The following is a 13,681-nucleotide window of genomic DNA, read 5'->3' as shown; positions in this document are numbered from 1 at the left end:
CCTCCTGAAAGGCCCGCCCCCAGCCTCACCCACCCATGACCACCCTCCCCACCCTCCTGGCCAAGCCCCCCGTCACCGCCCTGAACCATCTCCTGGAACAGGAACCCTGGGCCACCTCCATGCTCCAGCCCTTCGCTGGCCGCGTCATCCGCTTCGACGCCGCCGCGTTCACGCTGGCATTGAAGGTGACGGAGCAAGGCCTGACTGAACTGGCGCGAGCGGAAGACATCCCGGCTGTCACACTGATCGTGCCGCTGCAGCAGTGGCCACTGGTGGCGTCGGACGTGGCAGGCGGCGGCCAGGCGGCGGCAATGAAGCACGTGCGCATCGAGGGCGATGCCGAGCTGGCCAACACGGTATCGACGCTGGCGCGCAGCCTGCGCTGGGATGCGGCCGAGGACCTGTCGCGCGCCTTGCGCGGTCTGCTGGGTGGTCCGGTCAGCGACAGCGTCGCGCAAAGCGTGGTGGACGGCGCGCAGCAGGTGCACGCGCAAGCCACAAGGCTGGGCCGTACGCTGGTGGAAAATGTGACCGAATACCTGCTGGACGAGCAGCCAACCCTGGTGCGGCATGTCGCGCTGGACGAGTTCAGCACCGGCGTGAGCGCGCTGCGCGATGGTCTGGCCCGGCTGGAAAAGCGGCTGGAAAAGCTGGAGAAGCTGGAGAAGCTGGAGCAACGCAGCCGGTCCGGACCCGGCGCGGCAGGCGGCTCCGGCACGCTGCCTTCCGCCCACCGCTGATCTCCGCACGCGACTGATCATCCGCCAGCCGCCACTGGCCAATTCGCACCGCCCCCAATACTGAAGAACCTGCATGACCCGCTTCCTGCGCCTTTGCAAGATCGTTTTCGTCATTCTCTACTACGGCCTCGACGAGCTCGTGCTGTCCGGTTTCAAGAGCCGCCGCATCCGTTTCCTGGTGCGCGTCATCACCATCGGCCGCAAGCTCGACATGCCGCGCGGCGAACGGCTGCGGCTGGCGCTGACGCGGCTCGGGCCGATTTTCGTCAAGTTCGGCCAGGTGCTGTCGACCCGGCGCGACCTGATGCCCGAGGATATTGCCGATGAGCTTGCCAAGCTGCAGGACCAGGTGCCGCCGTTCGACCCAGTGGTGGCCGTCAGGATCATCGAGCGTTCGCTCGGCCGACCGCTGGCCACGCTGTTCGAAAGCTTCGACCACAAGCCGGTGGCCAGTGCCTCGATCGCCCAGGTGCATTTCGCCACCTTGAAGGGTGGTCCCAGCGAGGGGCGCGAAGTGGCGGTGAAGGTCTTGCGCCCGGGCATGCTGCCGGTGATCGACAGCGACCTGGCGCTGATGCGCGACCTGGCTGCCTGGATGGAGCGCTTCTGGGCCGACGGCAAGCGCCTGAAGCCGCGCGAGGTGGTCGCCGAGTTCGATAAATACCTGCACGACGAACTCGACCTGATGATCGAGGCGGCCAACGCCAGCCAGCTGCGCCGCAATTTCGCCGATACCAAGCTGCTGCTGGTGCCCGAGGTGTTCTGGGACTTCTGCAGCAGCGAGGTCTTCGTGATGGAGCGCATGCACGGCATCCCCATCTCGCGCACCGAATCGCTCAGGGCGGCCGGCGTCGACATGCACCTGCTGGCCGAGGAGGGCGTGGAGATCTTCTTCACCCAGGTGTTCCGCGACGGCTTCTTCCATGCTGACATGCACCCGGGCAACATCCTGGTGTCGGTGGCGCCGCAGAGCTTTGGCCGCTATATCGCGCTGGACTTCGGCATCGTCGGCGCGCTGTCCGAGTTCGACAAGAATTACCTGGCGCAGAACTTCATCGCCTTCTTCCGGCGTGACTACCATCGCGTGGCCCTGCTGCATGTGGAATCCGGCTGGGTGCCGCCGACTACCCGGGTGGAGGAACTGGAAAGCGCGGTGCGCGCCTGCTGCGAGCCCTATTTCGACAAGCCGCTCAAGGAAATTTCGCTGGGACTGGTGCTGATGCGCCTGTTCCAGACCTCGCGCCGCTTCAATGTCGAGATCCAGCCGCAACTGGTGCTGTTGCAGAAGACCTTGCTGAATATCGAAGGGCTGGGGCGCCAGCTCGATCCGGACCTGGACCTGTGGAAGACCGCCAAGCCTTTCCTGGAAAAATGGATGCACGAGCAGGTGGGCTGGAAGGGCGCCTGGGAGCGGATCCAGGTGGAGGCGCCGCAATGGGCCAAGATGCTGCCCGACTTCCCGCGCCTGGCGCATCAGTTCCTGGAGCGCCGCGCGCTGATCGACAACAGCCACCAGGAGAAGCTGCTGACCGCCCTGATCACCGAGCAGCGCCGCACCAACCGCCTGATCGGTACGGCCTTGCTGCTGGTGGGCGGCTTTGTCGGCGGCATCGTGCTGACCGAATTGCTGGCCTGGGTGGGATACTGGTAGCCGGGTTTCGCGCTGACCGCATGGATGGACGAACGTTGAGACAGTCGAGGTGCAATTGACCAATGACCAATGACCAAATCCGATGACACCGCAGACAAGGCGGCTGCCACGCCAGCCTTCTCCACCCGCGACGCGGGGGATCCGGCCTTCTGGAATGAGCGTTTCGAGAAAGGGTTCATGCCGTGGGACCTGGGCGGCGTGCCAGCCGAATTCGAGGCTTTCGCCAGTGCGATGGCGCCTTGCCCGACGCTGGTTCCCGGCTGCGGCAACGGCTGGGAAGCGGGCTGGCTTCATGCTCGCGGCTGGCCAGTGACCGCCATCGACTTCTCGCCGGAGGCCGTCGCGAGCGCGCGGCGCGCGCTGGGGCCCGCCGGCGCCATCGTGCATGAGGCGGACTTCTTCGCGTTCGCGCCCGAGCCGGCCTGCCAGCTGATCTACGAACGGGCCTTCCTGTGCGCCCTGCCGCCAGCCCTGCGGCCGGCCTATGCCGAACGCGTGGCGCAGTTGCTGCCGCCGGGTGGCCTGCTGGCCGGCTACTTCTTCCTCGATGAAATGCGTGGCGGGCCGCCTTTCGCGATGCCCGAGGCGGAACTCGGCGCGCTGCTCGCGCCGGCGTTCGAACTGGTCGAGTCACGGCCCGCCACGGGCTCGCTGCCGGTGTTCGCCGGCCACGAGCATTGGCAGGTCTGGCGGCGCCGGGCCTAGGCGCCGCTTTCTTCCCTGGCCTGGCGCGCACGCGGGCGTTGTGCTTGTCGTGCTAGAGCGCCCGGCTGTCGCAAGCGGCACTTCACCTGTGGCGCCTGCGCTGCATCGCCCCGCCAATTTCCGCACGGCCGGGATTTTTCTTCGCCCCCGGGCGGGCGGCATCGCTATAATCCGCGTTTTGATTCGGCTACGACCGCAGGCTAGATCAGCCACCCATGCGGCCCCGACCGATGAATTGGACTCCGGGCAGGGCAGGGGAAATATCCCGCTCACCGGCAACCGGTTTTTCGCCGCAAGGGCATTCTTGGGATAGGCAGCAGCATGCTGATCTGGTTCGTCGTCATCTATTGGGTAATCTCTGTCGGCATCGGCCTGTGGGCCGCGCTGCGCGTGCGCAACGCCACCGACTTCGCGGTGGCCGGCCGCAGCCTGCCGTTCTATATCGTCACCGCCACCGTGTTCGCCACGTGGTTCGGCTCGGAGACGGTGCTGGGCATCCCCGCCGTCTTCCTCAAGGAAGGCCTGTCCGGGGTGGTGTCCGATCCCTTCGGTTCCTCGCTCTGCCTGATCCTGGTCGGCCTGTTCTTCGCACGTCCCCTGTACCGGATGAACCTGCTTACCATCGGCGATTACTACCATAACCGCTATGGCCGGCTGGCCGAGGTACTGACCACGCTGTGCATCGTGCTGTCCTACCTGGGCTGGGTCGCCGCGCAGATCAAGGCCCTCGGGCTGGTGTTCTTCACCGTCTCGGACGGCGCGCTGTCGCAGGAGACCGGCATGATGATCGGCGCCGCCAGCGTGCTGGTCTACACCCTGTTCGGCGGCATGTGGGCGGTGGCGGTGACCGACTTCCTGCAGATGATCATCATCGTGATCGGCATGCTGTATATCGGCTACGAGGTCAGCGGCCAGGCCGGCGGCGTGGCGGCGGTGGTGTCGCACGCGGCGGCGGCCGGCAAGTTCGAGTTCCTGCCCTCGCTGGACCTGGTCCAGATCATCGGCTTCGCGGCGGCGCTGTTTACCATGATGCTGGGGTCGATCCCGCAGCAGGACGTGTTCCAGCGCGTCACCTCGTCGCGCACCGAGAAGATTGCCGGGCGCGCCTCGGTGCTGGGGGGCGTGCTGTACTTCTGCTTTGCCTTTATCCCGATGTTCCTGGCCTATTCGGCCACCATGATCGATCCGGAAATGGTGCAGAAGTACATCAATACCGATTCGCAGCTGATCCTGCCCAAGCTGATCCTGGCCCACGCGCCCATGTTCGCCCAGGTGATGTTCTTCGGCGCGCTGCTGTCCGCCATCAAGAGCTGCGCCTCGGCGACGCTGCTGGCGCCTTCGGTCACCTTTGCCGAGAACATCCTGCGGCCTTATTTCCGCCATCTCGACGACCGCCGTTTCCTGCGCGTGATGCAGGCGGTGGTGCTGGTGTTCGCCGTGCTGGTGACGCTGTTCGCGCTGAACTCGCATCTTTCCATCTTCCATATGGTGGAAAATGCTTATAAGGTAACTTTGGTGTCGTCGTTCGTCCCGCTGGCCTTCGGCATGTTCTGGAAACCGGCGACACGCCAGGGCGGGCTGGCCTCCATTATTCTTGGCCTGGCGTCCTGGCTGTGCTGCGAGTTCGCTTTCGCCGACGCGGCGGTGCCGCCGCAGATGTTCGGTCTGCTGTTCTCCATCAGCGGCATGGTCTTCGGTTCGCTGCTGCCGCAGTGGATCGGCGATCATCCGCGGGTCAAGGAAGTGCATCTGGCCTGACCGGCGCGTGGCCGAGTGTGGCGCGCGTGCCTATGGCTGCATTTCCGGCCCTTTTTCCGCCGGCCCGGCATTCCCAGAACGGTTTATAATTCAAGGCTTTGCACCGCAAGGTGGCGCACGGGAGTGGCAACCTCCCCGTCGGCGCGACCCCGCGGTTCCCCCATTTTCCGTTCCAGAATCCTCGCGGAGAGCCACTATGCCGATCTATGCCTATCGTTGCGACGCCTGCGGCCACGGGCGCGATGTGCTGCAGAAAATGAGCGATGCACCGCTCACCGACTGCACATCCTGCGGCGCTACGGGCACGTTCAAGAAACAACTGACCGCCGCGGGCTTCCAGCTCAAGGGTTCGGGCTGGTATGCCACCGATTTCCGTGGCGGTAGCAGCGCCACCGCCCCGGCCGCCGACGGTGCGACTGCCGATAGCGGCAGCGCAGCCGCGGCCGCGCCGTCCTCCGGCGATTCGTCCGCCCCCGCCAGCACAGCCTCCACAAGCGCTGCCGGCGCTTGCGGCAGTGCTTGCGCCAGCCATTGAAAGCAGAACGCATCGTGGCAGCGAAGAAATCGTCCGCCCTCAAGACCTGGTTCCTGACCGGCCTGCTGGTGTTGGTGCCGCTGGGCATTACGCTCTGGGTGCTGAATCTCATCATCGGCACCATGGACCAGAGCCTGGCACTGTTGCCGGAAGCCTGGCAGCCGGTCCAACTGTTCAAGGTACGCATCCCGGGCCTGGGTGCCATCCTGACGCTGCTGTTCATCCTGCTGGTCGGGCTGCTGGCCCACAACTTCATCGGCCAGCGGCTGGTGCGGTGGTGGGAAGCGCTGTTGCGCCACATCCCGGTGGTGGGGCCGATCTATACCAGCGTCAAGCAGGTCTCCGACACGCTGCTGTCCTCGTCCGGCAATGCCTTTCGCAAGGCCTTGCTGGTGCAGTATCCGCGTGAGGGCTCGTGGACCATCGCCTTCCTGACCGGCCGGCCCGGCGGCGACGTGCAGAATCACTTGCAGGGCGAGTACGTCAGCGTCTATGTACCGACCACGCCCAATCCGACCTCGGGCTTCTTCCTGATGATGCCCAAGGCCGATACCATCGAACTCGACATGACCGTCGACGCGGCGCTGAAGTACATCGTCTCGATGGGCGTGGTGGCGCCCACCGAGCTGCCGCGCAAGAGCGGTCAGGTGCGCGCCGGCGATGCGGATTCCCAAGCCCTCGCCGAGTCCGCGGACTCCTCGCATTCAAATTGAGCGCGGCCGCATCGGCGGCCGCGTTATTCCTGGAATTCTCCTATGTCCTCCATGCGTACTCACTACTGCGGTCTCGTGACCGAACAACTGACGGGCCAGGAAGTGGCCCTGACCGGCTGGGTGCAGCGCCGCCGCGATCACGGTGGCGTGATCTTCATCGACCTGCGCGACCGCGAAGGACTGGTGCAGGTGGTGTGCGATCCCGATCGCCCCGAGATGTTCAAGGCCGCGGAAGAGATCCGCAACGAGTTCTGCATCCGCGTCACGGGCAAGGTCCGCGCCCGCCCTGCAGGCACCGAGAACGCCAACCTGACCTCCGGCAAGATYGAGGTGCTGTGCCATGAGCTGACCGTGCTCAACCCGTCGGTCACGCCCCCGTTCCAGCTCGACGACGACAACCTTTCCGAGACCACCCGCCTGACGCACCGCGTGCTGGACCTGCGCCGCCCGCAGATGCAGTACAACCTGCGCCTGCGCTACAAGGTGGCCATGGAAGTGCGCAAGTACCTGGACGCGCAAGGCTTCATCGACATCGAGACCCCGATGCTGGGCAAGAGCACGCCTGAAGGCGCGCGCGACTACCTGGTGCCCTCGCGGACCAATCCGGGCCACTTCTTCGCGCTGCCGCAGTCGCCGCAGATTTTCAAGCAGATGCTGATGGTGTCGGGCTTCGACCGCTACTACCAGATCACCAAGTGTTTCCGCGACGAGGACCTGCGCGCTGACCGTCAGCCGGAGTTCACGCAGATCGACTGCGAAACCTCGTTCCTGAACGAGCAGGAGATCCGCGACCTGTTCGAGGACATGATGCGCACGGTGTTCAAGAACGCCATCGGCGTCGACCTGGACGCCAGCTTCCCGGTGATGGAATTCCGCGAGGCCATGGCCCGCTTCGGTTCGGACAAGCCTGACCTGCGCGTCAACCTGGAATTCACCGAACTGACCGACGCCATGAAGGACGTCGACTTCAAGGTGTTCTCCGGCCCCGCCAACAGTGAGAACGGCCGCGTGGTCGGCCTGTGCGTGCCGGGCGGCGCCGCCATCTCGCGCAGCGAGATCGACGCTTACACCCAGTTCGTCGCCATCTACGGTGCCAAGGGCCTGGCCTGGATCAAGGTCAACGAAGTGGCCAAGGGCCGCGACGGCCTGCAATCGCCGATCGTCAAGAATCTGCACGACGCGGCCATTGCCGAGATCCTGAAGCGCACCGGCGCCAAGGACGGCGACATCATCTTCTTCGGCGCGGACAAGGCCAAGGTCGTCAACGACGCCATCGGCGGCCTGCGCCTGAAGATCGGCCACTCCGAGTTCGGCAAGACCCACGGCCTGTTCGAGGACGTGTGGAAGCCGCTGTGGGTGGTCGATTTCCCGATGTTCGAGTACGACGAAGACGATGCCCGCTGGGTTGCCATGCACCACCCGTTCACCAGCCCCAAGGACGAGCACCTGCAATACCTGGAGACGGATCCGGGCAAGTGCATTGCCAAGGCCTACGACATGGTCCTGAACGGTTGGGAAATGGGCGGTGGCTCGGTGCGGATCTTCCGCGAGGACGTGCAGAGCAAGGTGTTCCGCGCCCTGAAGATCGGCGAGGAAGAAGCACGTGCCAAGTTCGGCTACCTGCTGGACGCACTGCAGTACGGCGCGCCCCCGCACGGCGGCCTGGCCTTTGGCCTGGACCGCATCGTCACCATGATGGCCGGCGCCGATTCGATCCGCGACGTGATCGCCTTCCCGAAGACCCAGCGCGCGCAGGACTTGCTGACGCAGGCGCCGAGCACGGTGGATGAGAAGCAGCTGCGCGAGTTGCATATTCGACTGCGCGCTGCGGAGCAGAAGACCGCCTGAGCCGGTTTCTTGCCAGCTTGAAGAAGGGCCGCGCGCGAGCGCGGCCTTTTTGTTTTACGGGTGGCCTTGAACGCTCGCCGCGGTCCCTTGCGCGCGCCAAGTGTGCCACTCGGCACAGGGTCTGGTTTCCAATTGTTACATCGCGGAACGAAGCTCCCTCCCGTCCAGTCTTCTCCCTTTATAGCGCCAAGCCGCAAGCCCATTTCGAAGGCACGTCGGCCGCGCGGGAGAAATTTGCCGTGTCCCTCGATGTAGAACTGATTCGCCAGTTTTTACTGGCCCATGCCGAAACCATCGTCACCTGGCTGGTGGCCGGGCTGGTGATGATGCTGCTGGCGCGTTTCGAACTGCGGCGCGCGGTGCGCCGCTCGGCGGTGGCCATGTCGGAATCCGTGGCAACCACGGTGGCGGCTTGCGTGCCGGATATCGCGCATGCGGCGCAGACCGGCCATGGCGGCCATGGCGGCAATGGCGGCAATGGCGCCGTGCCGTTGCTGGAGCCGGTCGAGACACAGCGTGCCGAGGCCCTGCGCCGGGTGGCGCTGGATACAGTGGGCACTGTGATGGCGCGCGGACGCTGGCTGGAAGACCTGGGCAATCTGCGCCTGGCCGACGACGCCCTGGTGCAGGGCAGCCGCGCCGGCGGCGCGGACCCGCTGCTTGTCGTCGCGCCTCAGCCGGTGGTACAGGCTTACCTGACAGCCCAGCGGACCTTCGGCGAGCACGCGGCGCGCTTGCGCGATGAGCGGCGCGAGGCCCTGCGCCTCCAGGACGGGCTGCAGGCACTGGTGGCGGAGGCCACGCATATCGAGCAGGAAACCGGCAGCATCGTGATGCGCTTCGAACAAGTCAACGCGCAAGCGGCCCAGGGCGTGGAAGGGAGCGATTACCAGCGCTTCCTGATCCAGAAGTACAACGCGCTCGGCGTGCGCGAAAAGGAGATCGCGCAGGAACGTGCGCAGTTGCAGGCGCAGGTCCGGGAATGCGCCGACCGCCTTGCCGCGCATGCGCACGCGGCCTCGCGCGAGTACACCGAGGCGCTCACGCCGCTGATGCAGCAACTGCGTGCCGCCTGGGGCCATGGCGACTCTCCCGGCGTCTTCGAGACCTGGCTGCGCGAGGCGCCGGTGCAATCCAGCGTGCACGCTGCCTGAGTGTCGTTTCGGCGCCGGCAACCGCGGAAGGCGTCGCCAGAACCCAGCCGAACCGAAGCCGCCCCAATCATCATGCATGCAGGCCGCGAGACCGTGCCGCCGACCATGTTTCCCATGGCGGCCGGGCACATCTGCGGTAAGCTTGGGGACGCCGTTTGTCCTATTCCCATGTCCTACAAAATTCCCGAATCCGTCCTGGTCGTGATCCACACGCCGGACCTGCAAGTGCTGTTGATTGAACGCGCCGACCGGCCGGGTTACTGGCAGTCCGTCACCGGGAGCCTGGACACGCCCGACGAGCCGCTGCCCCTGACGGCCGCTCGCGAGGTGGCCGAGGAAACCGGCATCATCGCCGCCGAGCACCGGCTGGACGACTGGCAGCACGCCATCGATTACGAAATCTACCCGCAGTGGCGCCACCGCTATGCGCCCGGCGTGACGCGCAATACCGAGCACTGGTTCGGCCTGCGGGTGGTGCGTCCGGTGCCGGTGACGCTGGCGCCACGCGAGCACTTGCAATACCAATGGCTGCCGTGGCGCGAGGCCGCCGCGCTCTGCTTCTCGTCGAGCAATGCCGAGGCGGTGCTGCAACTGGACTGGCGCGTGCAGGGACAGCGCTCGGCCTGCGGAGCCGGCTCATGAGATTGCGCGTCGTTACCTACAACATCCACAAGGGCGTGACCGGGATCAAGGGCACGTCGCGCATCCATAACGTGCGCGACGGCTTGCACGTTGTCAATGCCGACATCGTCTTCCTGCAGGAAGTGCAGGACCGCAATGACCGCCTGGTGGCAGCCGCCTTGTTCGACCCGGACTATACCCAGCTCAACTACCTGGCCACCGATGCCTATCCGCATTCGGTGTATGGGCGCAACGCGGTGTACGACCACGGGCATCACGGCAATGCCATCCTCTCGCGCCATCCGATCCTGATGTCGGAAAACCTCGACATCTCCGATCACCGCTTCGAGCAGCGCGGCCTGCTGCACGCGGTGGCCGATATGAACGGCGTCGAGGCCCACCTGATCTGCGTGCATTTCGGGTTATTCGCGCGCAGCCGGGCGCGGCAGGCCGATGCGCTGGTCAAGCGCGTGTGCGACGTGGTGCCGGCCGACGCGCCGCTGGTGATCGCCGGCGACTTCAACGACTGGAACCACCGCCTCGACAACCTGATCTGCAACACACTGGGGGCGACGGAAGTCTCACACGTGGGCGGCGCGCGACTGCACACTTTTCCCAGCCACATGCCGTGGTGGCAACTCGACCGCATCTATGTGCGTGGTTTCGAGATCGAGCGCGCCAGCGCGCTCACGGGCCGCGACTGGGCGCAGCGCTCGGACCACGTGCCGTTGATGGCCGAACTGGCCCGCATTTCCGTCCCGGAACGGCCGGTGGCCCGCAAGGTCAACGCCGATATATCTTCCTGAGCGCGGCGCCGGAACTGGAGCGCGGCCTGCGCAGCAACGTGGACCGCGTAGCGGCCACGTCGATCGCGTCGATCGCGTCTATCGCGTCTATCGCGCCTGGCGAGGCTGGCGAGGCTGGCGAGGCTGCGCCAGGTTGACGGCCAGCGCCGGCGTGAGTGCGAGCGCGCCATCGCGGACCAGTTGGCAGAGGGCGTCGAGGTCGGACAGGTCCAGCACAGGCAGGGTGGTGAGCGCGGCCACCGCGTCCGGCTTGTCGCTGGCAACGGCCACGATGCTTTGCACCTCGGGCCATAGCGGCGGCATGCCCAAGTCCGGCCGGAACACCTCCAGCTTGGGGAAATCGCTGCGCTTGTAGCCTTCCACCAGCACCAGGTCCGTGTCGGCTGGCAGCACGGCGAGCGCGTCGGCCAGTTCGGGCGAGGCCTCGGACTCGGGGTAGTGCCGCATCAACGTCAGGTGGCGCGCGCCCACCAGCACCACATTGGCGCAGCCGGCCTGGCGCATGCGCCACGAATCCTTGCCGGGGGTGTCGGGGTCGAAGCCGTGGTGGGTGTGCTTGACGCCTGCCACGCGCAGCCCGGCGGCGACGAAACGCGGGATCAATTGATCCAGCAGCGTGGTCTTGCCGCTGCCGGACGAGCCTGAGATGCCGAAGACCTTCACGATGTGCGGAATGAGGGGATAAAGCGCCGACGATAGCAGAAGAACGGCGGTAAAGGCCGGACCGGTGCGCCGCGAGCGTCGCCGGATGCACGCACAGGCCGGCGACGTGGCTGATAATGTGCCTCATGACGCTGAATCCGTTCCTACGCCAGCCATACGCGCCACATGTCGGCATCGCCGCTTCGCGCGCCGATGCCGACGATGCCGACGCATCGGCGACCCCGCACGCGCCACGGCATGCAGGCCCGCTGCGTTCCGAATGGCGCCGCGGCAAGCCCACGGGAGGCAACGCCGTCCGCTTGCTGCGCGGCGGCAAGGAATTTTTCCCGGCACTGATCGCCGCCATCGACCAGGCGGGGTTTTCGGTTTCGCTGGAAACCTACATCTATGCCGACGATGAGGTCGGCACGGCAGTGAGCGAGGCCCTGATCCGCGCCGCCAGTCGTGGCGTGACCGTGCATCTGGTCGTGGATGGCTTCGGCGCCGGCGACATGCCGGCCGCGCTTGCCGAGCGTCTGCGCGAGGGCGGGGTATGCCTYAGGATATTCCGTCCCTTGCACGGCTTCAGCCTGGCGCGGCGCAACCTGCGCAGGCTGCACCGGAAGCTGGCGGTGATCGACCAGCAGATCGGCTTCGTCGGCGGCATCAATATCATCGACGACCACAACCACGGGCCGTTCGAGAGCGAGGGGCTGGGCCCGCGCTATGACTTCGCCGTGGAGGTGCGGGGCCCGCTGGTCAACCAGGTCGCGCTGAGCGCCGAACGCCTGTGGTGGCAGCTGTCCCTGCGCGGCGAGATGCGCAGCGTCGGCCTGGCGGGCGTGGCGGCGGAATTCCCGCTGATCACCGATCTGCCGCTGCCGCGCCAGGACCACGCCGGCGGCATGCGCGCCGCGCTGCTGCTGCGCGACAACCTGCGCAACCGCCGTGCCATCGAGCGCCAGTATCTGCAGGCGCTGGGCGGCGCGCGGCGGGAGGTCATCATCGCCAATGCGTATTTCCTGCCCGGGCACAAGATGCGCCGCGCCTTGCTGGCGTGCCGCAAGCGCGGCGTGCGCGTGCGGCTGCTGCTGCAGGGCATGGTCGAGTACCGCTTGCAGCACTACGCGACGCATGCGCTCTATGCGGCCTTGCTCGACGCCGGCGTGGAGATCTACGAATACGCGGAGAGTTTCCTGCACGCCAAGGTGGCGGTGGTCGACGATGCCTGGGCCACGGTCGGCTCCAGCAATATGGATCCGTTCAGCCTGCTGCTGGCGCGCGAGGCCAATGTGGTGGTCTACGATGGCGGCTTTTGCGCCGAACTGCGCCAGGAACTGGAGCTTGCCATTGCCTCGCGCAGCAAGGAGGTCAAGGCCGCCACCCATGCGCGGCGCTCGGCGTTGCGCCGGATGGGGAGCTGGGCCGCGTACATGGTGATGCGCGTGGGCGTGATCATCGCGGGCGTGACAGGGCGCTACTGACCGCGGGACAATGCGCCGGGGCGCGCGGCCATGCTGCTATGCGGCACGAGAGGCGGAAAATATCGCTGTCGCGCTGCGCGGTGGCATGTTGCAGCGCAAGAGGCGCGGCCACCGCGTTTAGAAACCCCGATCTAATAAAAAGCTTGCTGCCGGCGGTCGTCATCACAATAATCTGAACGATCGTTCTTTTTTGACTTAGACTGCGTGAATTCGCGTCTGCCGGGTGGTCACAGCAAGGCAGTCAGGCAGCGAAAAAGCATCAGGTCAGGGTCAAACGCCGCGCGATCAGGATCGCGCGGCGAAGAACGGAGAAAAAATCATGCGACACCATTCAGCTCGTCTCGAATCCGCCACATCCGCGTCCCCCGCGCCCATGCGCAAGGGGGAAATGACGCGCGTGGCGATTCTGGATGCCGCGCTGGAGCTGTCGTCCCGCGACGGGCTCGAAGGCTTGACCATCGGCTTGTTGGCGGAACGTATGCAGATGAGCAAAAGCGGCGTGTTCGCGCATTTCGGTTCGCGCGAGGATCTGCAGGTGGAAGTGGTGCGCGAGTACCACCGCCGATTCGAGCAGGAGGTGTTCTATCCTTCGCTGCACGAACCGCGCGGCTTGCCACGCCTGCAGTCCATGGTGCGCCGCTGGATGGAAAAGCGCATCCAGGAAGTGACCACGGGATGCATCTACATCAGCGGGGCCGTGGAGTACGACGACCGCGCGGAAAGCCCGGTGCGTGACGAACTCGTCAAGAGCGTCACCATCTGGCGCTCCGCGTTGCACCGTGCCATCGACCAGGCCAAGGACGAGGGGCACCTGCGCGCGGATTGCGATCCGCGCCTGATGCTGTTTGAAATGTACAGCCTTGAACTAGGCTTGCATCATGACGCCCGTTTCCTGCGCCTGCCCGCCAGTGCGGAGCTGGCCATGGTCGCGCTAAACAAGTTGATTCAGTCCTACCGTACCTGATGCCGCCGTGGCGTCCCGTGCCGGATCGTGCACGGGCGGCGTAGCGGCTTTGCAAACCTC

At 65.8% G+C, this 13,681-nt stretch carries 13 protein-coding genes; 12 read left to right on the top strand and 1 reads right to left on the bottom strand.

The genetic code is table 11. The annotated features are described in order from the left end of the window. Positions 1-35: 35 nt before the first annotated feature. The 10 genes from AC1DQ3_RS10990 to AC1DQ3_RS10945 all read left to right on the top strand — a co-directional run bounded on the left by AC1DQ3_RS10990 (position 36) and on the right by AC1DQ3_RS10945 (position 10,531). Positions 36-740 (top strand): ubiquinone biosynthesis accessory factor UbiJ, encoded by a 705-nt coding sequence (locus AC1DQ3_RS10990; RefSeq protein WP_477120213.1) that lies wholly within the window; start codon positions 36-38, stop codon positions 738-740. Between the two features lie 73 nt (positions 741-813). After that, positions 814-2,391, top strand: coding sequence for a ubiquinone biosynthesis regulatory protein kinase UbiB (gene ubiB, locus AC1DQ3_RS10985; RefSeq protein ID WP_477120212.1), 1,578 nt, complete (start codon positions 814-816; stop codon positions 2,389-2,391). 69 nt (positions 2,392-2,460) lie between these two features. Next, positions 2,461-3,096 (top strand): methyltransferase domain-containing protein, encoded by a 636-nt coding sequence (locus AC1DQ3_RS10980; RefSeq protein ID WP_477120211.1) that lies wholly within the window; start codon positions 2,461-2,463, stop codon positions 3,094-3,096. Positions 3,097-3,417: 321 nt separating this feature from the next. Then, positions 3,418-4,854 carry a high affinity choline transporter 1 gene (locus AC1DQ3_RS10975; RefSeq protein WP_477120210.1) on the top strand — a complete coding sequence of 479 codons (1,437 nt, stop codon included), beginning with the start codon at positions 3,418-3,420 and terminating at the stop codon, positions 4,852-4,854. Between the two features lie 196 nt (positions 4,855-5,050). Continuing rightward, a complete protein-coding gene (locus AC1DQ3_RS10970) occupies positions 5,051-5,389 on the top strand; it encodes an FmdB family zinc ribbon protein (protein WP_477120209.1) in 339 nt (112 codons plus the stop codon). 14 nt (positions 5,390-5,403) lie between these two features. Further along, a complete protein-coding gene (locus AC1DQ3_RS10965) occupies positions 5,404-6,102 on the top strand; it encodes a DUF502 domain-containing protein (protein ID WP_477120208.1) in 699 nt (232 codons plus the stop codon). 42 nt (positions 6,103-6,144) lie between these two features. Continuing rightward, positions 6,145-7,950: an aspartate--tRNA ligase gene (gene aspS, locus AC1DQ3_RS10960; RefSeq protein ID WP_477120207.1), complete on the top strand. Its 1,806-nt coding sequence runs from the start codon at positions 6,145-6,147 to the stop codon at positions 7,948-7,950. 239 nt (positions 7,951-8,189) lie between these two features. Further along, positions 8,190-9,104 carry a hypothetical protein gene (locus tag AC1DQ3_RS10955; RefSeq protein ID WP_477120206.1) on the top strand — a complete coding sequence of 305 codons (915 nt, stop codon included), beginning with the start codon at positions 8,190-8,192 and terminating at the stop codon, positions 9,102-9,104. A 168-nt stretch (positions 9,105-9,272) separates the two neighbouring features. Further along, positions 9,273-9,746 carry a dihydroneopterin triphosphate diphosphatase gene (gene nudB, locus AC1DQ3_RS10950; RefSeq protein ID WP_477120205.1) on the top strand — a complete coding sequence of 158 codons (474 nt, stop codon included), beginning with the start codon at positions 9,273-9,275 and terminating at the stop codon, positions 9,744-9,746. Then, complete coding sequence (locus AC1DQ3_RS10945) at positions 9,743-10,531, top strand: endonuclease/exonuclease/phosphatase family protein (RefSeq protein ID WP_477120204.1); 789 nt, start codon at positions 9,743-9,745, stop codon at positions 10,529-10,531. The genes nudB and AC1DQ3_RS10945 overlap by 4 nt, the downstream gene beginning before the upstream one ends. Positions 10,532-10,618: 87 nt before the next feature. Here the strand turns inward: AC1DQ3_RS10945 and mobB are convergent, their stop codons facing one another. Beyond that, positions 10,619-11,194, bottom strand: coding sequence for a molybdopterin-guanine dinucleotide biosynthesis protein B (mobB, locus tag AC1DQ3_RS10940; protein WP_477120203.1), 576 nt, complete (start codon positions 11,192-11,194; stop codon positions 10,619-10,621). A gap of 125 nt (positions 11,195-11,319) precedes the next feature. On the opposite strand from mobB, the gene clsB reads away from it, so the two are divergent. Continuing rightward, complete coding sequence (gene clsB / locus AC1DQ3_RS10935; protein ID WP_477120202.1) at positions 11,320-12,657, top strand: cardiolipin synthase ClsB; 1,338 nt, start codon at positions 11,320-11,322, stop codon at positions 12,655-12,657. 373 nt (positions 12,658-13,030) lie between these two features. After that, positions 13,031-13,621, top strand: a complete 591-nt coding sequence (locus AC1DQ3_RS10930; RefSeq protein ID WP_477120272.1) for a TetR/AcrR family transcriptional regulator — start codon at positions 13,031-13,033, stop codon at positions 13,619-13,621. The last annotated feature ends 60 nt before the right edge of the window (positions 13,622-13,681 follow it).

The organism is Cupriavidus sp. 01T418, assembly GCF_056398885.1.
Note: the sequence above shows the minus strand (reverse complement) of the source record. Positions and strands in the feature narration are given on the sequence as shown.

Bases quoted from the DNA above. Each gene is read 5' to 3' on its own strand.
- AC1DQ3_RS10990 (WP_477120213.1), top strand. From the start codon at position 36: ATGACCACCCTCCCCACCCTCCTGGCCAAGCCCCCCGTCACCGCCCTG.
- ubiB (WP_477120212.1), top strand. From the start codon at position 814: ATGACCCGCTTCCTGCGCCTTTGCAAGATCGTTTTCGTCATTCTCTAC.
- AC1DQ3_RS10980 (WP_477120211.1), top strand. From the start codon at position 2,461: ATGACCAAATCCGATGACACCGCAGACAAGGCGGCTGCCACGCCAGCC.
- AC1DQ3_RS10975 (WP_477120210.1), top strand. From the start codon at position 3,418: ATGCTGATCTGGTTCGTCGTCATCTATTGGGTAATCTCTGTCGGCATC.
- AC1DQ3_RS10970 (WP_477120209.1), top strand. From the start codon at position 5,051: ATGCCGATCTATGCCTATCGTTGCGACGCCTGCGGCCACGGGCGCGAT.
- nudB (WP_477120205.1), top strand. From the start codon at position 9,273: ATGTCCTACAAAATTCCCGAATCCGTCCTGGTCGTGATCCACACGCCG.
- AC1DQ3_RS10945 (WP_477120204.1), top strand. From the start codon at position 9,743: ATGAGATTGCGCGTCGTTACCTACAACATCCACAAGGGCGTGACCGGG.
- AC1DQ3_RS10930 (WP_477120272.1), top strand. From the start codon at position 13,031: ATGCGCAAGGGGGAAATGACGCGCGTGGCGATTCTGGATGCCGCGCTG.